The sequence below is a fragment of the Mesorhizobium sp. M2A.F.Ca.ET.046.03.2.1 genome (assembly GCF_003952425.1).
Lineage (GTDB): Bacteria > Pseudomonadota > Alphaproteobacteria > Rhizobiales > Rhizobiaceae > Mesorhizobium.
On record NZ_CP034449.1, the window covers coordinates 6,396,462 to 6,416,786 of the forward strand.

21 protein-coding genes are annotated in these 20,325 nt (G+C 64.9%); 14 read left to right on the top strand and 7 right to left on the bottom strand.

Annotated elements, in window-relative coordinates:
• Positions 1 to 22 precede the first annotated feature (22 nt).
• From dprA to EJ072_RS30510, 4 genes are all read right to left on the bottom strand, one after another.
• On the bottom strand, positions 23 to 1,150 hold the full coding sequence (dprA, locus tag EJ072_RS30495; protein WP_126082624.1) for a DNA-processing protein DprA: 1,128 nt from the start codon (positions 1,148 to 1,150) through the stop codon (positions 23 to 25).
• Positions 1,147 to 1,728 (bottom strand): glycerol-3-phosphate 1-O-acyltransferase PlsY, encoded by a 582-nt coding sequence (gene plsY / locus EJ072_RS30500; RefSeq protein ID WP_126082625.1) that lies wholly within the window; start codon positions 1,726 to 1,728, stop codon positions 1,147 to 1,149. Before plsY ends, dprA begins: the two co-directional genes overlap by 4 nt.
• Before the next feature lie 184 nt (positions 1,729 to 1,912).
• Positions 1,913 to 3,199, bottom strand: a complete 1,287-nt coding sequence (locus tag EJ072_RS30505) for a dihydroorotase (RefSeq protein WP_126082626.1) — start codon at positions 3,197 to 3,199, stop codon at positions 1,913 to 1,915.
• The gene (locus tag EJ072_RS30510; protein WP_126082627.1) at positions 3,196 to 4,161 is read right to left on the bottom strand and encodes an aspartate carbamoyltransferase catalytic subunit; all 966 of its coding nucleotides are present in this window, start codon (positions 4,159 to 4,161) and stop codon (positions 3,196 to 3,198) included. The genes EJ072_RS30505 and EJ072_RS30510 overlap by 4 nt, the downstream gene beginning before the upstream one ends.
• A 162-nt stretch (positions 4,162 to 4,323) precedes the next feature.
• Here EJ072_RS30510 and EJ072_RS30515 point away from each other — a divergent pair, with 162 nt between their 5' ends.
• The 3 genes from EJ072_RS30515 to EJ072_RS30525 all read left to right on the top strand — a co-directional run bounded on the left by EJ072_RS30515 (position 4,324) and on the right by EJ072_RS30525 (position 7,056).
• Entirely contained in the window at positions 4,324 to 5,952 is a 1,629-nt protein-coding gene (locus EJ072_RS30515) for a DNA alkylation response protein (RefSeq protein WP_126060721.1), read from the top strand.
• A 202-nt stretch (positions 5,953 to 6,154) separates the two neighbouring features.
• Positions 6,155 to 6,715, top strand: a complete 561-nt coding sequence (locus EJ072_RS30520; RefSeq protein WP_126082628.1) for a hypothetical protein — start codon at positions 6,155 to 6,157, stop codon at positions 6,713 to 6,715.
• Entirely contained in the window at positions 6,715 to 7,056 is a 342-nt protein-coding gene (locus tag EJ072_RS30525; protein ID WP_042642607.1) for a DUF6105 family protein, read from the top strand. Before EJ072_RS30520 ends, EJ072_RS30525 begins: the two co-directional genes overlap by 1 nt.
• Here EJ072_RS30525 and ruvX read toward each other — a convergent pair.
• The gene (gene ruvX / locus EJ072_RS30530; protein ID WP_126082629.1) at positions 6,998 to 7,480 is read right to left on the bottom strand and encodes a Holliday junction resolvase RuvX; all 483 of its coding nucleotides are present in this window, start codon (positions 7,478 to 7,480) and stop codon (positions 6,998 to 7,000) included. The two genes, EJ072_RS30525 and ruvX, sit on opposite strands and share 59 nt — an antisense overlap.
• A 118-nt stretch (positions 7,481 to 7,598) precedes the next feature.
• On the opposite strand from ruvX, the gene EJ072_RS30535 reads away from it, so the two are divergent.
• From EJ072_RS30535 to EJ072_RS30555, 5 genes are all read left to right on the top strand, one after another.
• Entirely contained in the window at positions 7,599 to 8,306 is a 708-nt protein-coding gene (locus EJ072_RS30535; protein WP_126082630.1) for a metal-dependent hydrolase, read from the top strand.
• Between the two features lie 115 nt (positions 8,307 to 8,421).
• Complete coding sequence (gene gatC, locus EJ072_RS30540; protein ID WP_126082631.1) at positions 8,422 to 8,709, top strand: Asp-tRNA(Asn)/Glu-tRNA(Gln) amidotransferase subunit GatC; 288 nt, start codon at positions 8,422 to 8,424, stop codon at positions 8,707 to 8,709.
• A gap of 3 nt (positions 8,710 to 8,712) precedes the next feature.
• A complete protein-coding gene (locus EJ072_RS30545; RefSeq protein ID WP_126082632.1) occupies positions 8,713 to 9,171 on the top strand; it encodes a GNAT family N-acetyltransferase in 459 nt (152 codons plus the stop codon).
• Positions 9,171 to 10,736 (top strand): amidase family protein, encoded by a 1,566-nt coding sequence (locus EJ072_RS30550; protein WP_126082633.1) that lies wholly within the window; start codon positions 9,171 to 9,173, stop codon positions 10,734 to 10,736. Before EJ072_RS30545 ends, EJ072_RS30550 begins: the two co-directional genes overlap by 1 nt.
• 30 nt (positions 10,737 to 10,766) lie before the next feature.
• On the top strand, positions 10,767 to 11,564 hold the full coding sequence (locus EJ072_RS30555; RefSeq protein ID WP_126082634.1) for a YdcF family protein: 798 nt from the start codon (positions 10,767 to 10,769) through the stop codon (positions 11,562 to 11,564).
• Here the strand turns inward: EJ072_RS30555 and EJ072_RS30560 are convergent.
• Positions 11,537 to 12,256: a DUF599 domain-containing protein gene (locus EJ072_RS30560; RefSeq protein ID WP_126082635.1), complete on the bottom strand. Its 720-nt coding sequence runs from the start codon at positions 12,254 to 12,256 to the stop codon at positions 11,537 to 11,539. The two genes, EJ072_RS30555 and EJ072_RS30560, sit on opposite strands and share 28 nt — an antisense overlap.
• A gap of 179 nt (positions 12,257 to 12,435) precedes the next feature.
• Between EJ072_RS30560 and EJ072_RS30565 the strand changes: the two genes are divergently transcribed.
• From EJ072_RS30565 to EJ072_RS30575, 3 genes are all read left to right on the top strand, one after another.
• Positions 12,436 to 13,839, top strand: coding sequence for an L-serine ammonia-lyase (locus EJ072_RS30565; RefSeq protein WP_126082636.1), 1,404 nt, complete (start codon positions 12,436 to 12,438; stop codon positions 13,837 to 13,839).
• Between the two features lie 84 nt (positions 13,840 to 13,923).
• Positions 13,924 to 14,361, top strand: a complete 438-nt coding sequence (locus EJ072_RS30570; RefSeq protein WP_126082637.1) for a DUF1489 family protein — start codon at positions 13,924 to 13,926, stop codon at positions 14,359 to 14,361.
• A gap of 101 nt (positions 14,362 to 14,462) precedes the next feature.
• Positions 14,463 to 15,161, top strand: coding sequence for a molecular chaperone DnaJ (locus EJ072_RS30575; protein WP_126082638.1), 699 nt, complete (start codon positions 14,463 to 14,465; stop codon positions 15,159 to 15,161).
• Positions 15,162 to 15,204: 43 nt separating this feature from the next.
• On the opposite strand, the gene EJ072_RS30580 is transcribed toward EJ072_RS30575, so the two are convergent.
• Complete coding sequence (locus EJ072_RS30580; RefSeq protein ID WP_126082639.1) at positions 15,205 to 16,629, bottom strand: D-alanyl-D-alanine carboxypeptidase; 1,425 nt, start codon at positions 16,627 to 16,629, stop codon at positions 15,205 to 15,207.
• Positions 16,630 to 16,916: 287 nt separating this feature from the next.
• Between EJ072_RS30580 and EJ072_RS30585 the strand changes: the two genes are divergently transcribed.
• The 3 genes from EJ072_RS30585 to clpA all read left to right on the top strand — a co-directional run bounded on the left by EJ072_RS30585 (position 16,917) and on the right by clpA (position 20,321).
• Complete coding sequence (locus EJ072_RS30585; protein ID WP_042642580.1) at positions 16,917 to 17,246, top strand: phasin family protein; 330 nt, start codon at positions 16,917 to 16,919, stop codon at positions 17,244 to 17,246.
• Between the two features lie 276 nt (positions 17,247 to 17,522).
• Positions 17,523 to 17,849 (top strand): ATP-dependent Clp protease adapter ClpS, encoded by a 327-nt coding sequence (gene clpS / locus EJ072_RS30590; protein ID WP_036258315.1) that lies wholly within the window; start codon positions 17,523 to 17,525, stop codon positions 17,847 to 17,849.
• 6 nt (positions 17,850 to 17,855) lie between these two features.
• Entirely contained in the window at positions 17,856 to 20,321 is a 2,466-nt protein-coding gene (gene clpA / locus EJ072_RS30595) for an ATP-dependent Clp protease ATP-binding subunit ClpA (protein ID WP_126082640.1), read from the top strand.
• Positions 20,322 to 20,325: the final 4 nt, after the last annotated feature.

Genomic DNA, 20,325 nt, shown 5'->3' on the forward strand with positions numbered 1-20,325 from the left:
TGGCTCTGCCCCGTGTGACAAGTCATGCGATGAGCGACACATTCCCGCCGGCATGACGCTCCAGCCGTCCGGCAAGGTCGAGCTCCAGCAGCACCATCGATATCTGCGCCGCACTCATACCCGTGTGGCGGATGATGTCGTCCACCGCGATCGGCGTGGGTCCCAGCGCCTCCAGCACATCGGCGCGGTCGTTTTCACCGGGCGGCGGCAGGGCCGAGATGTCGGGCGCCTCGGCAAGCGGCGCGGTTCTTGGAGGGCGGGTGCCGGCGAGCGGCGCCAGCGCGCCGAGCACGTCGGCGGCTTCGGTGACAAGCGTGACGCCGTCCTTGAGCAGGGCGTTGCAGCCGGCGGCGCGCGGGTCGAGCGGCGAGCCCGGCACGGCAAAGACCAGCCGGCCCATGTCATTGGCGAGGCGGGCGCTGATCAGCGAGCCGGAACGTTGCGCGGCTTCCACCACCACCAGGCCGAGCGCCATGCCGGCGACAAGGCGGTTGCGGCGCGGGAAATCCTGGGCGCGCGGCTGCCAGGCGAAGGGCATTTCCGAAACGATCGCGCCGCCGCGATCGGCGATCTCGTCGCACAGGCCGGCATTCTCGGGCGGGTAGGGGACATCGAGCCCGCCGGCCAGCACGCCGATGGTTCCGGTCGAAACGCTGCCTTTGTGCGCGGCCGTGTCGATGCCGCGCGCCAGGCCGGAAACGATGGCGTAACCTTCGCGGCCGAGGTCGGCCGCCAGCATGCGCGCCATCTTGATGCCGGCCAGCGACGCGTTGCGGGCGCCGACAATCGCCACCGCCGGCATACGGAAGACCGCGCCTTCGCCTTTCACCGCCAGCAGCGGCGGCGGATTGTCCAAGGTCTTCAGCAAGGGCGGATAATCGGCCTCGCCAATGCCGACGAAGCGGGCGCCGGCGCGCCGGGCGGCCTCCAGCTCGGCTTCCGCCTCGGCGAGGGAGGGGATGCGGACGATGCGATTGGCGCCGCCGGAGATCATCAATTCGGGCAGCATTTCAAGCGCTGCTTCGGCCGAGCCGAAGCGGTTGATTAGCTCGCGAAACGAAGCCGGGCCGACATTGGGCGTGCGGATCAGCCGAAGCCAGGCAAGCCGCTGCCGGTCGCTGAGGCGCGGGCCGGCGGCTGGAGCGCTCATCCTTTCGCCCCGATCTTGCCTTCGGTGCCGGCCAGCAGCCGCGAGATGTTGGCATGGTGCTTGGCGATCACGATCAGGCTCATCACGGCGAACAGGCCGGCGATCTGCGGCGTGCTGATGAAATAAAGCGCGATCGGCACGATGACCGCCGCCGCCAGTGCGGCCAGAGAGGAGTATCGAAACAGAAAGGCCATGGCGAGCCAGACGACGGCGAAGACGAGCATGCCCTGCCATGCAAGGCCGAGCAGCACGCCGAGATAGGTGGCGACGCCCTTGCCGCCTTTGAAGCCGAGCCAGACCGGGAAGAGATGGCCGAGGAAGGCGCCGCAGCCCGCCAAAAGTCCGAAGTCCGGCGAAAAATGCCCGGCTATGAGGGCGGCGGCGGTGCCTTTCAGCGCGTCGAGCAGCAGCGTTGCAGCTGCGAGCCCTTTGTTGCCTGTCCTCAGCACATTGGTCGCGCCGATATTGCCGGAACCGATGTTGCGGACGTCGCCGAGACCGGCCGCGCGAGTGATCAAAAGTCCGAACGGTATCGAGCCGAGCAGATAGCCGAAAACGAGCGCGATCGCATAACCCATTGTTTCCCCCGTATTCCTTCCTTGGCTCGCTCGCCTTAAGATTGATTCAATTTGCGTTATGCAACTCTGATTTGCAATAGCCGGCGCTGCGCGGGCATCAGTCGAGCATAATGGTAGAGTCGAGAGGGTTCGCCAAGCAACTCCGTGCCTGGCAGACTTGGCAGCGCTCAATGCGTCGGATGGTCTAGGCGGAAAAAACCGTGCGGCCCGCGACCACCGTCCGCAGGACCTTGCCTTGAACGCGCGCACCTTCGAAACAGGTGTTCTTCGAGCGCGAGCGCAGGCCGCCTTCGCTGACGATCCACGGCTCGTCGAGATCGACGACCGCGAGATCGGCCGGCGCGCCCGGCTGCAGCGTGCCGCCCGGCAGGCCGAACAATCTCGCCGGTGCCGTGGACAGCGTCTCGATCAGCCTGAGCAGCGGCACGTCGCCATTGTGGTAGAGCCGAAGCGCTGCGCCAAGCAGCGTCTCCAGCCCGATGGCGCCGGCGGCCGCGTCGGCGAAGGGCAGGCGCTTGGTGTCGACGTCCTGCGGGTCATGCGAGGAAACGATGATGTCGATCGTGCCGTCCTTGATCGCCTCGATCATCGCCAGCCTGTCATCCTCGGCGCGCAGGGGCGGCGTCAGCCGGAAGAAGGTACGGTATTCGCCCACATCGTTCTCGTTGAGCGACAGATTGTGGATGGCGACCCCAGCCGTGACATTGGCGCCATCCGTCTTGGCCCGGTTCACCGCGCCGGCCGCCATCGCTGACGAAATCTTGGCGGCGTGGTAGGCGCCGCCGGTCAGCCGGGCCAGCGCCAGGTCGCGTTCGAGCGGGATGAGCTCGGCCTCGCGCGGAATGCCCGACAGGCCGAGCCAGCTCGCATAGAGCCCCTCGTTCATCACGCCGGACGAGGCGAGGTCGGCATCCTGCGTTTCGTGCGCGATGACGCCGCCGAAATCGCGGGCATAGGTCAGCGCGCGCCGCATGACCAGCGCGTTGGCGATGGTGTGGCGGCCGTCGGTGTAGGCGACGGCGCCGGCTTCGCGCAGCAGGCCGAATTCGGTCATCTCGCGGCCGTCGAGGCCCTTGGTGATCGCGGCCGCCGGGAAGATGTTGACGCTTGCGGTGTCGCGTGCGGTGCGCAGCACGAATTCGACCAGCGCCACATTGTCGATCACCGGGTCGGTGTCAGGCATCATGACGATGGAGGTGACGCCGCCGGCCGCCGCCGCCACGCTTGCCGAGGCGATGGTCTCGCGATGCTCGCCGCCGGGTTCGCCGATGAAGACGCGCGCGTCGACAAGGCCTGGAATGATCGTCTTGCGGGCGCAGTCGATGACGGTGGCGCCTTCGGGCGCCCCCTGGTTCAATGCCGCCTTTCCGGCCGCGGCGATCTTGCGGCCGTCGACGATGACGCTGCCGATCTCGTCGATGCCGCGCGACGGGTCGACAATGTGCGCCTTGCTGAAGACGGTCACGCTCATGCGCCGCGCCCCTCATGGTTGCGGCGCGGGTCGAGCAATGCTTCCATGACCGCCATGCGCACGGCGACCCCCATCTCCACCTGTTCCTGGATGACGCTTTGCGGCCCGTCGGCGATTTCGGAGGCGATCTCGACGCCGCGGTTCATCGGACCAGGATGCATGACCAGCGCATCGTCCTTGGCGGCTTTCAGCTTTTCGGCATCGAGGCCGAAATAGCGGAAATATTCGCGGATCGACGGCACGAAGGCGCCTTCCATGCGCTCGCGCTGCAGGCGCAGCATCATCACGACGTCGGCATCCTTCAGGCCCTCGGCCATCGAGCGCGCGACGATGACGCCCATCCGATCAATGCCGGAAGGCAGCAGCGTCGAGGGCGCCACGACGCGCACCTGCGCGCCGAGCGCGTTCAACAGCATGATGTTGGAGCGGGCGACGCGCGAATGCAGGATGTCGCCGCAAATCGCCACGATCAGCTTCGAAAGCGGGCCCTTGGCGCGGCGGATGGTCAGCGCGTCGAGCAGCGCCTGCGTCGGGTGCTCGTGCGCGCCGTCGCCGGCATTGACCACCGAGCAGCCGACCTTCTGGGCGAGCAGGGCGGCGGCGCCGGCCGACTGGTGGCGGATGATCAGGATGTCGGGCCGCATGGCGTTGAGCGTCATCGCCGTATCGATCAGCGTCTCGCCCTTCTTCACCGAGGAGCTCGCCACCGACATGTTCATGACGTCGGCGCCGAGACGCTTGCCGGCCAGCTCGAAGGACGACTGCGTGCGGGTCGATGCCTCGTAGAACAGGTTGATCTGGGTGCGGCCGCGCAGCGTCGAGGTCTTCTTTTCCGATTGCCGCGAGATCGCCACGGCCTGGTCCGCCCGATCGAGCAACAGCTCTATATCGGCGGGGGAAAGATCGCGGATGCCCAGAAGATGGCGGTGGGGAAAGAGCGGCAGGGACGAAGCGTCGGTCATCTCAAGGCGCTGCTATAGGGTGCGGTCCGGCCCGCCGCAAGCGCCAGCTTTGGATTGCGGGCTTTCTCCCCGGTATTTTCGTCGCGCGTGCCGCAACGCTTGGGCTATAAGGCCGGATGGCCTCGGATTCGTGATCGCGGCCTGGGGATGTAAGGAAGACGCGTGACCGACGAGGTGATCAACCAGCCGCCGCCGTTGACGGGCGGCAACGCTTGGCGGGGCGATCCGTTGCTCATCCAGCTTGCCGAACGTTTTTCGGATCCCGTGCGCAAGGATCTCGACGGGCTTGGCCGGTTCGTGATGACGCAGGAGGCGCAGGAGCTTGCCCGCCTCGCCAACACCGACACGCCGAAATTGCGCACGCATGACCGCCAAGGCCGGCGCCTCGACCTGGTCGAATACCATCCGGCTTATCACGCCTTGATGCGCCGCTCGGTTGCCGGCGGCCTGCATTCTTCCGTCTGGGAGAACGGCGATGCCGAGATCGGCCGCCGCCATCAGGTAAGGGCGGCGCGCTTCTATCTGACCGCCGAGCTCGAGACCGGGCATCTGTGCCCCATCACCATGACCAGCGCCTCGCTGGCGGCGCTGATGGCGAGCCCGAAGCTTTTCCGCGAATGGGCGCCGCGCGTGACGACGCGCAAATACGACCAGACGCAGAAGCCGCCGGTGCAGAAGACCGGGCTGACGCTCGGCATGGGCATGACCGAGAAGCAGGGCGGCACCGACGTGCGCGCCAACACCACCAGGGCGGAGCGCACGGGCAGCGGTTTTTATCGGCTCACCGGCCACAAATGGTTCATGTCGGCGCCGATGTCGGATGCCTTCCTGGTGCTCGGTCAGGCGCCGGAGGGGCTGTCCTGCTTCCTCGTGCCGCGCATCCTGGGCGACGGCTCCGGCAATGGCTTCCGCTTCCAGCGGCTGAAGGACAAGCTCGGCAACCGCTCGAACGCCTCGTCGGAGGTGGAGTTCGTCAATGCCATCGGCGAGATGGTCGGCGATCCGGGCGCCGGCGTGAAGACCATCATGGACATGGTGACGCTAACGAGGCTGGACTGCGCGGTCGCTTCGTCGGCGCTGATGCGGGCGGGCCTTGCCGAGGCCGTGCACCACACGCGCCATCGCCAGGTGTTCGGCTCGAACCTGATCGACCAGCCGCTGATGCAGCGGGTTCTCGCCGATATGGCGCTCGACGTCGCCGCGGCCACGGCGCTGTCGTTCCGGCTGGCGCGCTCCTTCGACGAGGCGGCCAGCGATCGCGGCGAGGCGGCCTTTGCCCGGGCCATGACGCCTGTGGTCAAATACTGGGTCTGCAAGATCGCGCCGGCGCTGCTCTACGAGGCGATGGAATGTCTTGGCGGCAATGGCTATGTCGAGGAAGCGCCGCTAGCCCGCTACTACCGGGAGGCGCCGGTCAACGCGATCTGGGAGGGCTCGGGCAATGTCATGGCGCTCGATGTGCTGCGCGTGCTTGGCCGCGCGCCTGGCCTGTTCGAGGAGGTGCTCGCGGGCATCGACCGCGATCTCGGCACCGGCGGACGCGGCACTATCGGCGTGCTGAAGGCGGCCATGCAGGTCGCCGCGACCGACCAAGGGTCGGCTCGGCTGCTCACTGAACAGCTCGCGCTGTCGGCCGCCGCGGCGGAGCTGCGCAGGCTGGGAGCAGGGCGGATCGCCGACGCCTTCGTCGAAACCCGGCTCGGCGGCCAGTGGCGCACCACCTACGGCATGCTCGATTCGCGCCATGATGCGCGCATGATCATCGACACGCTCTATCCGCCGGTGACCTGATCCGGCTCTAAATCAAAGAGTACGATCCGAAAACCGCTTCGCACGCTTCGGTGCCATGCTCCCAGAACGATTGCCTATCTGTGGATAGCCGTTAACCTTAACAAATGGTTTCCATTGCGGCGGACCTTCGCAAAGCCCAATCTCTGCTTGCTGGAGTAGGGAAGGGTTGACCATGGCCCGGGCTCCGCGAAGCAGGATTCGTATGCGGCACGTCTTGAGCTCAGTTCTGGCCTTGCATTGGGCGGTGGTCTTTGCCCTGCTTGCCTATGTATGCATGGACGGCAGCCGGGGCATAGCAGCGGCGCTTGGCGTCCTTGGCCTCTCGATCCAGGGCGGCCGGTTTCCGCAGCTTGAAAATGTCGCCGTGGTCGCGCCGCTTTCGGTCGCGCTCCTGACTGTCGCGGTGCTGTTCTGCTGGGCCTTTGTCGAAACGCTGCTCAACGGCCCGGCAAGGCCCGACGCAGGCGAAAGCGTTGCGCGGGTCGCTTTCATCTTCGCATCGTCGCTGCTTTCGCTGATTCTCATCGGCGGCGTGGTGCAAGGCATTGACGGCCTGTTCGTGATTCTCGGCGTTCAGATGACGGCACTGCTTGCCTCCTATGTTGCGGTGACGGCCGAGCGCCGCTCCGCCCTTGCCGCCGCAATGAATTTGCCCCAGGGCGATGTTCGCGCCGCCTCGCGCATGGCGATGGGGGCCGCGCACAGCTCCTTGCTTTCGCGCATATCCGGCCGCCCGGAAAGCAAGCCTGGAGGCAGGCGCTGATGCGCACGATATTCACACTCTGGGCTGCTCCGATGGCCATCTTCTGGGGATGGTTCTTCCTGTCGGCCAACGACATGAATTTCGGCTACGCGATGCTGAGCCGACAGGTGCACGATTTCGCTTTCCAGCTCTATGGCCAGATGCTCGGCGTCGACCCGGCCATCATACCGGGCATGGTGGCGCGGACCTGCGTTTTCGACTTCTTCCTGCTCATGGGGCTGTGGGCCTTCCGCCGCCGGCGCAACATCGCCGAATGGATAAGGCAGCGCCGGCAGGGCGACATCAGCCCCGATCGGCTCGGCCAAGCGACTGAAGCCGGTCCAACGCTCCCTGCAGAATAAAGGCGGCGGCCGCCGAATCGATCTTGCCGGCGCGCTTCTTACGCGAGAAGTCCATCTCGATCAGCGTCCGCTCGGCAGCGACCGTCGACAGCCGCTCGTCCCACAGCAAGAAGGGCAGGTGGGAAAGCGGCGCCATGTTGCGGACGAAGGCGCGCGATTTTTGCGCACGGGGCCCTTCCGAGCCGTCCATGTTCACGGGAAGGCCAAGCACGATGGCGCCGACATTGTCCTTCGCGAGCTGAGCGAGCAGTTGGGCGGCATCGAGCGAAAATTTCTTGCGCAGGATGACCGGGCGCGGATGGGCGAAGGACAACCCGCGGTCGGAGACGGCCACGCCGATCGTCTTATCGCCGAGATCGAGCCCGGCGAGCGTCTTGCCCTCGGCGAGACGCTCCGGCAGTTCCTCGATTGAAATAATGCCCAACGGCTTCCTCTGACATTTGGGCGTCACACATCCTTTTGACGTTAGGAAGCGCTGCGCCACTTTAAATTTGCCGCCAGCGTTCTATCCTTTGGCAACGGGAAAATCGAGGAAAGCATTCATGAAACTGACCTGGTACGGGCATTCGGCATTCCGCGTCGAGACCAAGGACGCCACCATTCTCATCGACCCCTATCTGGTCGGCAATCCGTCCTGGACGGGCGGCTGGGAAGGGCCGGCGGAAGGTGTGACTCACGTTCTCCTGACCCACGGCCATAACGACCATGTCAGCGGCGCGGTCGAGGTGCTGAAGAAAAGCGGCGCCATGCTGGTCGCCAATTTCGAGATCTGCATGTACCTCGTCGGCCAGGGCGTCAGCGGCGACAAGATCAATCCGGGCAATATCGGCGGCACCGTCGATTGCGGGCCGTTCACCACGACGTTCGTCCAGGCGCTGCATTCGTCCTCCTTCGGCGGTGAAGGCAGCACCAACACCTATCTCGGCAATCCGGGTGGACTCGTCCTGCATTTTCCCGAAGACAAGACGCTCTACCACATGGGCGACACCGACATCTTCTCCGACATGGGGCTGATCAACGAGCTGCACGAGCCAAAGGTCGGCATCGTGCCGATCGGCGACCGCTTCACCATGGGCGGCGCGGTGGCGGCCCTTGCCTGCCGTCGGTTCTTCGGCTTCGATACCGTCGTTCCCTGCCATTTCAGGACTTTCCCGATGATCGACCAGACCGCCGACAAATTCGTCGCCGGCATGGAAGGCTCGGGCGTCAACGTGGCGCTGCCTGAGATCGGCAAGCCGATCACGATCTAGGTCGCCTCATCGACCATTGGGGGGCAACGGGCGCAATCGCTCCGGCATCATGCATGTTGCGCGGCAGACGCCGCGCCGCTATAGCCCGCACTGGTTTTCCCGAGGCGAAAAGAACATGTCCGTTGATCTTCAGACCGTGAAGCGCGTCGCGCGCCTTGCCCGTATCGCGGTGAGCGAGGAGGACGCCGAGCGCATGACCGGCGAATTGAACGCCATTCTCGGCTTCGTCGAGCAATTGAACGAGGTCGATGTCTCGGGCGTCGAGCCGATGACCTCGGTCACGCCGATGGAGATGAAGAAGCGCCAGGATGTCGTTACCGACGGCAACAAGCCCGCCGACGTCGTCGCCAACGCGCCGGCGACGGAAGAGAATTTCTTCCTCGTTCCGAAGGTGGTGGAGTAGACCGTGGCTGTCGAGATCGCCGTCGAGACGCCTCTGCAGGACGACGTGCGCGCGCTGGTCGCCGAACTCAACGCCGCGCTGCTCGAGCTGACGCCGGCCGAGCATTGCTATCACCTGACGGTCGAGCAGATGGCCTGCTCGGACACGACGGTGTTCATCGCGCGCGACAACGGCCTTGCCGTAGGTTGCGGGGCGCTGAAGCGCCACGAAGAGGCGACCGGCGAGGTCAAGCGCATGTACACGCGGCCTTCGCATCGCGGCATGAAGATCGGCGCCGAGATCGTCGGGCGGGTCGAGGCGCTTGCCCGGCAGGAAGGGCTGACGCGCCTGGTACTCGAAACCGGCGATCGCCATCCCGCCGCCTGGACCGTCTATGAGCGCGCCGGATTCACGCGTTGCGGACCGGTGCTGGATTATCCCGACTCCGAATGGTCGGTGTTTTACGAAAAGAGCCTTGCCTGATGAGCGATCTCACACATCTCACCATTTCCGAGGCCCGCGCCCAGCTGCGCGGCAAGGAGATCACCGCGGCCGAGATCACCGAGGCCTATCTGGCGGCGATCGATCGCGCCAATCCGGTGCTCAACGCCTATGTGGCCGTCACCGCCGACAAGGCGCGCGACATGGCAAAGAACTCGGATGCCAAGCTTGCCAAGGGCGAGGGCGGCGCGCTGGAGGGTATCCCGCTCGGCATCAAGGACCTGTTCGCCACCGAAGGCATCCACACCCAGGCCTGCAGCCACGTGCTGGACGGTTTTAGGCCGCGCTACGAGTCCACCGTGACGTCCAATCTGTGGGCCGACGGCGCCGTCATGCTCGGCAAGCTCAACATGGACGAGTTCGCCATGGGCTCGTCGAACGAGACCTCCTATTACGGCCCGGTGATCAATCCGTGGCGGCGCTCGCGGCTCGACACGGTGGTGATGCCGACGACGCATCAGGGCGATGGCGGCTTCGTCTCCGCCGGCGGCACCAAGACCCAGCGCACGCTTGATAACGCCCAGCTGGTGCCAGGCGGTTCGTCCGGCGGCTCGGCGTCGTCTGTGGCCGCGTTCCTGTGCGCCGGCGCAACCGCCACCGATACCGGCGGCTCGATCCGCCAGCCCGCCGCCTTCACCGGTACGGTCGGCATCAAGCCGACCTATGGGCGCTGCTCGCGCTGGGGCATCGTTGCTTTCGCCTCGTCGCTCGACCAGGCCGGGCCGATCGCTCGCGACGTGCGCGACGCCGCGATTCTGCTGAAGTCCATGGCTTCCGTCGATCCGAAGGACACGACCTCGGTCGACCGCCCGGTGCCGGACTATGAAGCGGCGATCGGCAAGCCGATCAAGGGCATGAAGGTCGGCATTCCGAAGGAATACCGCGTCGACGGCATGCCGCAAGACATCGAGGCGCTCTGGCAGAAAGGCATTGCCTGGCTGAAGGATGCCGGCGCCGAGATCGTCGACATCTCGCTGCCGCACACCAAATATGCCTTGCCGGCATATTATATCGTAGCGCCCGCCGAGGCGTCGTCGAACCTCGCCCGCTACGACGGTGTACGCTACGGCCTGCGCGTGCCCGGCAAGGACATCATCGACATGTATGAGAAGACTCGCGCCGCCGGCTTCGGCCGCGAGGTCAAGCGGCGCATCATGATCGGCACCTATGTGCTGTCGGCCGGCTACTACGACGCCTACTATCTGCAGGCGCAGAAGGTGCGCACGCTGATCAAGCGCGACTTCGAGAATGTCTTTGCCGCCGGCGTCGACGTCATCCTGACGCCCGCGACCCCATCGGCCGCTTTCGGCATCGCCGACGAGGACATGGCCTCCGATCCGGTCAAGATGTATCTCAACGACATCTTCACCGTGACGGTGAACATGGCCGGCCTTCCCGGCATTTCGGTGCCCGCCGGCCTCGACGGCAAGGGCCTGCCGCTCGGCCTGCAGCTCATCGGCCGCCCGTTCGACGAGGAGACGCTGTTCCAGACGGCCAATGTCATCGAGCAGGCGGCGGGCAAATTTCAGCCGGAAAAGTGGTGGTAGGCTCATACCTCATCTGACAGAGGGTGAGGGATGTTCTACTACTTGTCGAAAGTCTTCTGGTTCTTCGGCCAGCCGATCAATCTGGCGATCTTCCTGCTGCTTGCCGGACTGTTCGCAGCGCTGTTCCAGCGCCGCCGGCTGGCGGCGACGGGAAGTGTGCTCGGCATCGCGATTCTGGTCCTTTCGGCCTGGACGTCGGTCGGTGCGATGATGCTCAACCCGCTGGAAGAACGTTTTCCGAAGCCGCCATTGCCTGAGAAGGTCGACGGCATCGTCGTGCTTGGCGGCGGCTTCGAGGGCGCAATCAACCTGGCGCGCGGCGGTTATGAGCTGAACAGCGGCGGCGACCGCATGGTGGAGACGGCGATCCTCGCCAGGCGCTTTCCCCAGGCGAAGATCGTCGTGTCCGGCGGCAATGGCTCGCTTTTCCTCGACGGCGAGGGCGACGCCGACACGGCGCCGCGCCTGCTTGGCGCGCTTGGCGTCTCCGCCGATCGCCTGATCCTCGAGGACAAATCGCGCAACACCTATGAGAATGCGGTCTTCTCGCGAAAACTGGTCGAGCCGAAGCCTGGCGAGACGTGGCTGCTGGTCACCTCGGCCTTCCACATGCCGCGCGCCAAGGCGCTGTTCGACAAGGCGGGCTTTGCGACCATTCCGTGGCCCGTCGACTATCGCACCTCGGGCAAGGAAGGCGTCGGCTTCTACCGCGACAATCCCGTTGATTCGGTGCAGGCAACCACCATTGCGGTGCGCGAATGGATCGGGCTTTTTGCCTACCGGCTGTCCGGCAGGATCGATCAGCTCTTTCCCGGACCGGGCGGCTGACCGAGCACTGCCTGCCGCGCCGCCGAGAAGAACTGGCGGCGCACCAGCACCGCCAGAAGCACCAGCGTCGACATCACGAACACGACCGGGTCGACGAACCAGCCTAGATAGCCGATCGAGAAGAAGACGGCGCGCAGCCCGGCGTTGAAGTGCTTGCCGGCGAGCACGTTCATGCGCGTCGCCCGCCACACCGCGGTTTCGCTGACGGGATTGCGCGAAGCAGGGCCATGCGGGGTCGGCACAGCGCCGATCAGGATCGAGCAATAGTTGAACAGCCGGTAGGCCCAGCCGAATTTGAAGAAGGCGAAGGCCAGGATCAGCACCAGGCCGAATACCTTGGTCTGGAAGGTTTCGCGCGACGAAGCCTCGCCGAACGGCAGGTCGGCCAGAACCTGGAGCACGCGGTCGGAGGCGCCGAGCAGGGCAAAGCAGCCGCCGAGCGCGATCAGGGAAGACGAGGCAAAGAAGGCGGTGCCTTGCTGCAGGCCGCCCATGATGGCGGTATCGACAATGCGTATCTCGCGCTCGGCCATATTGCGCATCCAGGCCTCGCGCTGGGCATTCATCGCGGTCGTCAGCGAGACGCGGCTGATCAGCTTGCCGTCGGAGGCGAGCGTGTGCAGCACCCAGACGACCAGGAAGAAGGTCAAAGCCGCCAGATCTGCCAATGAGAGATGGAGTGAGTCGCCCATGCGTTCTTGTAACACAGGCGACGCCGGCGCTTCGACGGGGCAGGAGGCCTCAGCAGGATGATGTCGCTGGCGGAGCAAACAAGGTCGGCAGCCGCCGCGCCGCGACTTGCAAAACAGCGGAAACATCCAGGGAATTCCTATATGTAAGTTTCTGACCGGCGCTCAGGAGACCACGGCCCGTGTTCCTTTCGGTTTTCGACCTGTTCAAGATCGGCATCGGGCCGTCGAGCTCGCACACGATGGGGCCGATGACAGCCGCGCGCCGTTTCCTCGACGAGATCCTGGCCGGCGATTGGCCGCGCCCGGCAGGCGTCAAAGTCGACCGCATCGGCGCCAGCCTGCATGGCTCGCTTGCCTATACCGGCATTGGCCACGGCTCGGACCGCGCCGTCATGCTCGGCCTGGCCGGCCAGACGCCGCAGACGGTCGATCCGGACGAGGCCGACGGCATCGTCGCCCGCATCGGCGCGGAAAAGCGCATTTCGCCGCCGGGGCATCCGATATACCGTTTCGATCCCGCCAAGGACCTCGTGCTCGACCGCAAGACGCCGCTGACCGGCCACGCCAACGGCATGGCCTTCTATGCCTATGATGTGTCCGACCGGCTGCTGCTCAAGCGCATCTATTATTCGATCGGCGGCGGCTTCGTCGTTTCCGAGGAAGAATTGCAGCGCATGAAGGCCAAGGGCTCGGTGACGACCGAGGGCAGACGAGTGCCGTATCCCTTCAAGAATGCCGTCGAGATGCTGGCGATGGCGACAAAGAGCGGGCTTTCGATCGCCGAGATGAAACGCGCCAACGAGGAAAAGCACATGTCGCGCGAGGAGCTCGATGCGGGCCTCGACGCGATCTGGGGCGCGATGAAAGGCTGCATTGACCGCGGCCTGTCGCAGGACGGCATCATGCCGGGCGGACTGAAGGTGCGCCGCCGTGCGCGGCAATTGCACGACAAATTACAGGAACAGTGGCAGCAGAACCGGCCCAACCCCTTGCTCGCCAATGACTGGCTGTCCATCTACGCCATGGCGGTCAATGAGGAGAACGCCGCCGGCGGGCGGGTGGTGACGGCGCCGACCAATGGCGCGGCCGGCACGCTGCCGGCGGTGCTGCGCTATTGGCTGCATTTCCATCCCGAAGCCGATCAGCCGAGCATCCGCGATTTCCTGCTGACGGCCGCGGCCGTCGGCGGCATCATCAAGTCCAACGCGTCGATCTCGGGCGCCGAAGTCGGTTGCCAGGGCGAGGTGGGCTCCGCCTCGGCCATGGCCGCCGCCGGCCTGTGCGCCGTGATGGGTGGCACGCCAGAGCAGGTGGAGAACGCCGCCGAGATTGCGCTCGAGCATCATCTCGGCATGACCTGCGATCCTGTCGGCGGCCTGGTGCAGGTGCCCTGCATCGAGCGCAATGCCCTTGGCGCGGTAAAGGCCGTGACGGCCGCTTCCTTGGCCATCAAGGGCGACGGCACGCATTTCGTGCCGCTCGACGCCGCGATCGAGACCATGCGCCAGACCGGCCTCGACATGAACGAGAAGTACAAGGAAACCAGCCTCGGCGGTCTGGCGGTGAACGTGGTGGAGTGCTGAAGTCTTACGGACACTCCAGGCTGGCCCTGTGGAGAAGTCGCTCAAGGCGTTGACGCGTCAACCCTCGCGGCTAAATCTTGGGGCATGTCACTCAATCTCCTAAAACTGTGCGTCGGCTGCGACAGCGTCGAGGATCTCGAAGAGTGGATCGCCTTCCGCCTCGACGAGCGGCGGCGCGCCGGCGAGCCGGTCGAGCACTGGCACACCACCCGCATGGTGCCGACGCGCGGCAGCGAGATCACGGACGGCGGCTCGCTCTATTGGGTGATCAAGGGCAGCGTGCAATGCCGGCAGCTGATCACCGAGATCAGGCCCTTCACCGACGCTGAAGGTATCGGCCGCTGTCACCTGGTGCTCGATCCCGAGGTCGTGCGCACCGACTGGCAGCCGCGGCGCGCCTTCCAGGGCTGGCGTTACCTCAAGCCCGCCAATGCGCCGGCCGATCTCGGCAAGGGCATGGCGGCACTCGCCGAGATGCCGCGGAAGCTGAGGCTCGAACTCGCCGAACTCGGCCTGCTCTAAGCGCTGGCCCTTCGGCTCGCCAAGCGTGGGGGCTTGCAAGCGCCGGACCTAGGTCCCATCCTATTTCCTATGCTCAGTCATCCGTATGGCGGCGCAAACCGATGGGTGTGATCCTCGCATTGGCGGCAATCCTTGTGGTGCTTTTTGGCGCCGCGTTGCTCTTCGTGCGTGCTGATGCGGCGAGGATGGCCGACGGTCTGCGATCGCTCGGGCCGGCTTTGCTGGGGCTGGTCGGCGCGCCCATGCTGGTCTTCGGCCGCAGCCTCATCGGCGGACTGCTTCTGCTCGCGGCGCTCGCCTGGGTCGGCTGGATTCGCACGAGACGGCCTCCGGCGCGGGCTGCCGCTTCCAAGCATTCGACGGTGCGCACCGCTGCGCTTGAAATGGACCTCGACCATGACAGCGGCAGGCTCGAGGGGCTTGTTCTGGCCGGGCGCTATGAAGGCAAGATGCTTGGCGCGATGGGGCTGACGGATCTGCGCCAGCTTTATGGCGAGCTCAGCCCCGATCCGGAGAGCCGCCAGCTCCTAGAGACGTATCTTGACGGCCGTTTTCCCGTCTGGCGCAAGGACGCGCAGCCGCACAGTGGCGAAGGGCTGAGTGTTGCGCCAGGTGCGGGCGCCATGACTAAGGAGGAGGCCTACAAGGTCCTTGGTCTTGAAGCGGGGGCCGCCGCGGCGGATATCCGCAAGGCGCACCGCCGCCTGATGCAGCGCCTGAACGCCGATGTCGGTGGCACGTCTGTCCTGGCGGCGCGGATCAATGAAGCCAAGGACGTCCTGCTCTCCAATCACGATTAGTCTCCTTCGACGCCGGTACCTTCCGGGAGATTTGAACAGCCGCCTATTGCTCGACGGCGTAGCACGAGATTTTCTTCCGCTTCAGGGCATCGCAGGCCTTCCAGGCGGCATTCTTCGAGCCGAAGCCGCCGAAGCGGGCGCGGTAGTAGGTGACGCCGTCCTTGTCGAAGGCGACGGTGAAGCCGGAAGCATCGGAGAGGACCTTCGGCGCCTGCTTGGCGGTTTGATCCAGAAGGCTCTGAGCTCCGGTTTTGGTGGGCGAGGAAGCGACCTGAACCACCCAGCCTGACGGCACCGACGACGTCTTCACCGGATCGATCGCCGGCGCGGCGGGTGTCGGTTCGGCATAGGCCGTGACCGCCTGCGATGTGGTCTCCTGCGGCTTGGCAGCCGGCGCCACGGCGGCCACGGCAACCGTCTTCACCTTCCTGACCTGGATCACGGGCTTCGTCTCTTCGGCGACCTGTTGGGTGTCGTCCTGGACGTCGTCGGCCGAGGCAACGACAGTGTCGTCCGTCGCCGGCTTTTCGTCCGGAGTCGGTGCGTCATGCTTGGGCAAAAAGACCTTGGCCAGCGTCTTGATCGGGTTGTCGTTGCCCTTGGCGATGAGATCGCCGCCGCCGCGCGTCGAGGCGCGCGGCAGATAGGTGGTGATCAGCGCGGCCATCTGGTTGTCGCGGCTGCGGCCGGAAGCGCCGCCCATCACCACCGCGACGAGGCGGCGGTCGCCGTCTGCGACGGAGGAGACGAGATTGTAGCCCGAGGCGCGGGTGTAGCCGGTCTTGATGCCGTCGACGCCCTTGATACGGCCGAGCAGACGGTTGTGGCCGTTGATGCGCTGGCGGCCATACAGGAACGAGCGTTGCGAGAAATAGCCGTAATATTGCGGGAAGTGCTCGCGCAGCGCGATGCCAAGCATGGCCATGTCGTGCGCGGTGGTAAACTGGCCGGGGTCGGGCAGACCGTTGGCGTTGCGGAAGACGGTGCCGTTCATGCCGAGCTGGCGCGCCTTGGCGGTCATCATACGGGCGAAATTGTCCTCGCTGCCGCCGAGCAACTCGCCGAGCGCGGTGGCGGAGTCGTTGGCCGATTTCGTCACCATGGACAGGATCGCGGTCTCGACCGGAACCGAGCCGCCGGCGCGCACACCGAGCTTGGTCGGCGGCTGGGCCGCGGCATGCGCTGAGTAGGGCACCGGCGTATTCTTGCTGACCCGGCCCTTCGCCAGCGCCTCGAAGGTGAGGTAGAGCGTCATCATCTTGGTGAGCGAAGCCGGATAGCGCCGGCCATTGGCGTCGGCCGAATAGAGCACCTTGCCGGTCTTGGCATCCACCACAATGGCCGCGGACTTTGCGGCAAGGGCCGACGCCACATCGGCAGCGATAATCGTCATCGCCAGCGCGGCGACCATGACTGCCTTGAAGGAGAATGAGGATTTGGAGACCAGCCCCGACAACGCCTGACGCACCGTTACTACCCTGAAATTTTCGTTGCCCCGGAGGCGGCTACGGGAGTGCCTGCCTCACTTCCGGCCAAGCTATCGCGGTCAGCGTTACCAATCCGTTTATGGTAACCGCCGCGTTCACCATTTTTCGGCAAATCGAGCTTCTCTTTAATCGAATTTTACCGGCCGGCGGCGCTGGAGCCCCTGCGCACCAAGGGATTCTTGACTTTTGTGCGTTGCACAATATATTAAGGTGCATTGCACAAGGGCGCCCGGGGCAGAAAGGGCGTTTCAACCAAGGGAAGTATGAAATGACCCAGACCTATGAGGACTTCACGAAATACGGCAAGGAGTTTGCCGACACCGGGCTGAAGAGCTTTGCCTCGCTCACCAAGGGCGCGCAGGCGATCGCCACCGAAGCCGGCGAATACACCAAGAAGAGCTTCGAGGCCGGCAGCGCAGCCTTCGAGAAGCTGTTCGCGGCCAAGTCGATCGAGAAGGCCATCGAGATCCAGACCGATTACGCCAAGCAGAGCTATGAGAGCTTCGTGGCCGAGGCCAGCAAGATCGGCAATCTCTATGCCGAGCTCGCCAAGGAGGCTTACAAGCCGTTCGAATCGGTGGTCGCCAAAGCGAAGTAATTTCGCCGGATCATATCCATACGGCCAGCCGGCCTGTGAAAAGGACCCGGTCGCGGTAGCGCGGCCGGGTTTTTTCGTGGCCGATCGCAACCCGATGCACATTGCCGCATTCACGATTGAGAAATTCGCTTAGGTTTGCCCACCTAGCCATATTGTCAGCTAAACAGAAGGGCTTAAAATCGTCCATCGAGAACCTACATGTTGAACTCGCATGAGGATTCGAAAAGGCTGGACTACGTGACGATCGGTTTGACTGCCACGGCAGGCGTGGTGCGAATGCAAAGTGACGGGGACCGCAACGATCCCGGTCGCGGTACCGCTGTCATCACGCGCACCAAGACCAAGACCAAAAAGCCCAGCCTCTACCGGGTCCTCATTCTGAACGACGACTACACTCCCATGGAGTTCGTCGTTCACGTCCTTGAGCGTTTTTTCCAAAAGGACCGCGAGGCCGCCACACGCATCATGCTTCATGTTCATAATCATGGAGTGGGCGAGTGCGGCATCTACACATTCGAGGTGGCCGAGACCAAAGTGTCCCAGGTCATGGATTTCGCCCGACAGAATCAGCATCCGCTGCAATGCGTGATGGAGAAGAAGTGAGGTAACATGCCGGCTTTCTCCCAAGGCCTGGAAAAGGCGCTACATCAGGCGCTGACATTCGCCAACGAGCGGCATCATGAGTATGCGACGCTCGAACATCTGCTGCTTGCCCTGATCGACGACACAGAGGCGGCCGCCGTCATGCGCGCCTGCAACGTCGATCTCGACGAGCTCAAGCACACCGTTCTCACCTATATCGACACCGAGCTGGACAACCTCGTCACCGGCTACGACGAGGATTCCAAGCCGACGGCAGGCTTCCAGCGCGTCATCCAGCGCGCCGTGATCCATGTGCAGTCGTCCGGCCGCGAGGAAGTGTCCGGCGCCAACGTGCTCGTCGCCATCTTCGCCGAGCGCGAGAGCCACGCCGCCTATTTCCTGCAGGAACAGCAGATGACCCGCTACGACGCGGTCAACTACATCTCGCACGGCATCGCCAAGCGCCCGGGCGCTTCGGAATCGCGCACACCGCGCGGCGCCGAGGACGAGCAGGGCGGCCAGAACGGCGCCGAGCCGCAGGAGGAAAACGGCAAGAAGAAGCAGCAGGACGCGCTGACGGCCTACTGCGTCAATCTCAACAACAAGGCCCGCGCCGGCAAGATCGACCCGCTGATCGGCCGCGACAGCGAGATCAACCGCACCATCCAGGTGCTGTGCCGCCGCTCCAAGAACAACCCGCTCTATGTCGGCGACCCCGGCGTCGGCAAGACGGCGATCGCCGAGGGCCTGGCCAAGCGCATCGTCGAAGGCGATGTGCCGGAAGTGCTGCAGGACGCCACCATCTTCGCGCTCGACATGGGCACGCTGTTGGCCGGCACCCGCTATCGCGGCGACTTCGAGGAGCGGCTGAAGCAGGTCGTGAAGGAGCTCGAGGACTATCCGGGCGCGGTGCTGTTCATCGACGAGATCCACACCGTGATCGGCGCCGGCGCCACTTCGGGCGGCGCGATGGATGCATCGAACCTCCTGAAGCCGGCGCTGTCGTCCGGCGCGATCCGCTGCATCGGCTCGACCACCTACAAGGAGTTCCGCCAGTTCTTCGAGAAGGACCGCGCGCTTGTGCGGCGCTTCCAGAAGATCGACGTCAACGAGCCGACCATCGAGGACGCCATCGAGATCATGAAGGGCCTCAAGCCCTATTTCGAGGAGTTCCACAAGGTCCGCTACACCAGCGAGGCGATCAAGGCCTCGGTCGAGCTCTCGGCTCGCTACATCAACGACCGCAAGCTGCCGGACAAGGCGATCGACGTGATCGACGAGACCGGCGCCTCGCAGATGCTGGTGCCGGAGGCCAAGCGCAAGAAGACGATCGGCATCAAGGAGATCGAGGCGACGATCGCCACCATGGCGCGCATCCCGCCGAAGACGGTCTCGGCCGATGACGAGAAGGTGCTGCAGGGTCTGGACGTCGAGCTGAAGCGCGTCGTCTACGGCCAGGATACCGCGATCACCGCGCTGACCTCGGCGATCAAGCTGGCGCGCGCCGGCCTGCGCGAACCGGAGAAGCCGATCGGCTCCTACCTGTTCTCGGGCCCGACCGGCGTCGGCAAGACGGAAGTGGCCAAGCAACTCGCCGCCTCGCTCGGCGTCGAACTGATCCGCTTCGACATGTCGGAATACATGGAACGCCACACCGTCTCGCGGCTGATCGGCGCGCCTCCCGGCTATGTCGGCTTCGACCAGGGCGGCCTGCTCACCGACGGCGTCGACCAGCATCCGCATTGCGTGCTGCTGCTCGACGAGGTCGAGAAGGCGCATCCGGACCTGTTCAACATCCTGTTGCAGGTGATGGATCATGGCAAGCTCACCGACCACAACGGCAAGCAGATCGACTTCCGCAACGTGATCCTCATCATGACCACCAATGCGGGTGCGTCGGATGCGCAGCGCGCGGCGATCGGCTTCGGCTCGACCAAGCGCGAGGGCGACGACGTCGAGGCGATCAACCGGCTGTTCACGCCGGAGTTCCGCAACCGTCTCGATGCGATCATCCCGTTCGGCTCGCTGCCGGTGCCGGTGATCCATCAGGTGGTGCAGAAGTTCGTCATGCAGCTCGAGGCCCAGCTTTCCGAGCGTGGCGTCACCTTCGATCTGTCGCAGGACGCGATCGCCTGGCTGGCCGACAAGGGCTATGACGAGCGCATGGGGGCGCGTCCGCTCGGCCGGGTCATCCAGGAGCACATCAAGAAGCCGCTGGCCGATGAAGTGCTGTTTGGCAAGCTGAAGAAGGGCGGCACGGTGCGCGTCACCGTCGAGAAGAAGGAAACCGGAGAGTCCGGCCTGAAGCTCGAATCGCTCGCCGACGAGTCGCCCGTGCAGCCGAAGAAGGAAGAGCCGGAAGACGCGCCGAAGCCGAAGAAGGCGGTGGCCAAGAAGCCTGCGCCCAAGAAGGCGGTGGCGCAGAAGCCGGAACCGAAGGGCAAGGACGGCAACAAGCGCAGCCTTGTGCCGCAACTGCCGCGCAAGGGCTGATCGG

Excerpts from the sequence above, each read along its gene's own strand:
- dprA (WP_126082624.1), bottom strand. The coding sequence starts at position 1,150 with ATGAGCGCTCCAGCCGCCGGCCCGCGCCTCAGCGACCGGCAGCGGCTT.
- plsY (WP_126082625.1), bottom strand. The coding sequence starts at position 1,728 with ATGGGTTATGCGATCGCGCTCGTTTTCGGCTATCTGCTCGGCTCGATA.
- EJ072_RS30505 (WP_126082626.1), bottom strand. The coding sequence starts at position 3,199 with ATGAGCGTGACCGTCTTCAGCAAGGCGCACATTGTCGACCCGTCGCGC.
- EJ072_RS30510 (WP_126082627.1), bottom strand. The coding sequence starts at position 4,161 with ATGACCGACGCTTCGTCCCTGCCGCTCTTTCCCCACCGCCATCTTCTG.
- EJ072_RS30520 (WP_126082628.1), top strand. The coding sequence starts at position 6,155 with ATGCGGCACGTCTTGAGCTCAGTTCTGGCCTTGCATTGGGCGGTGGTC.
- EJ072_RS30525 (WP_042642607.1), top strand. The coding sequence starts at position 6,715 with ATGCGCACGATATTCACACTCTGGGCTGCTCCGATGGCCATCTTCTGG.
- EJ072_RS30535 (WP_126082630.1), top strand. The coding sequence starts at position 7,599 with ATGAAACTGACCTGGTACGGGCATTCGGCATTCCGCGTCGAGACCAAG.
- gatC (WP_126082631.1), top strand. The coding sequence starts at position 8,422 with ATGTCCGTTGATCTTCAGACCGTGAAGCGCGTCGCGCGCCTTGCCCGT.
- EJ072_RS30550 (WP_126082633.1), top strand. The coding sequence starts at position 9,171 with ATGAGCGATCTCACACATCTCACCATTTCCGAGGCCCGCGCCCAGCTG.
- EJ072_RS30555 (WP_126082634.1), top strand. The coding sequence starts at position 10,767 with ATGTTCTACTACTTGTCGAAAGTCTTCTGGTTCTTCGGCCAGCCGATC.
- EJ072_RS30560 (WP_126082635.1), bottom strand. The coding sequence starts at position 12,256 with ATGGGCGACTCACTCCATCTCTCATTGGCAGATCTGGCGGCTTTGACC.
- EJ072_RS30570 (WP_126082637.1), top strand. The coding sequence starts at position 13,924 with ATGTCACTCAATCTCCTAAAACTGTGCGTCGGCTGCGACAGCGTCGAG.
- EJ072_RS30575 (WP_126082638.1), top strand. The coding sequence starts at position 14,463 with ATGGGTGTGATCCTCGCATTGGCGGCAATCCTTGTGGTGCTTTTTGGC.
- EJ072_RS30585 (WP_042642580.1), top strand. The coding sequence starts at position 16,917 with ATGACCCAGACCTATGAGGACTTCACGAAATACGGCAAGGAGTTTGCC.
- clpS (WP_036258315.1), top strand. The coding sequence starts at position 17,523 with ATGCAAAGTGACGGGGACCGCAACGATCCCGGTCGCGGTACCGCTGTC.
- clpA (WP_126082640.1), top strand. The coding sequence starts at position 17,856 with ATGCCGGCTTTCTCCCAAGGCCTGGAAAAGGCGCTACATCAGGCGCTG.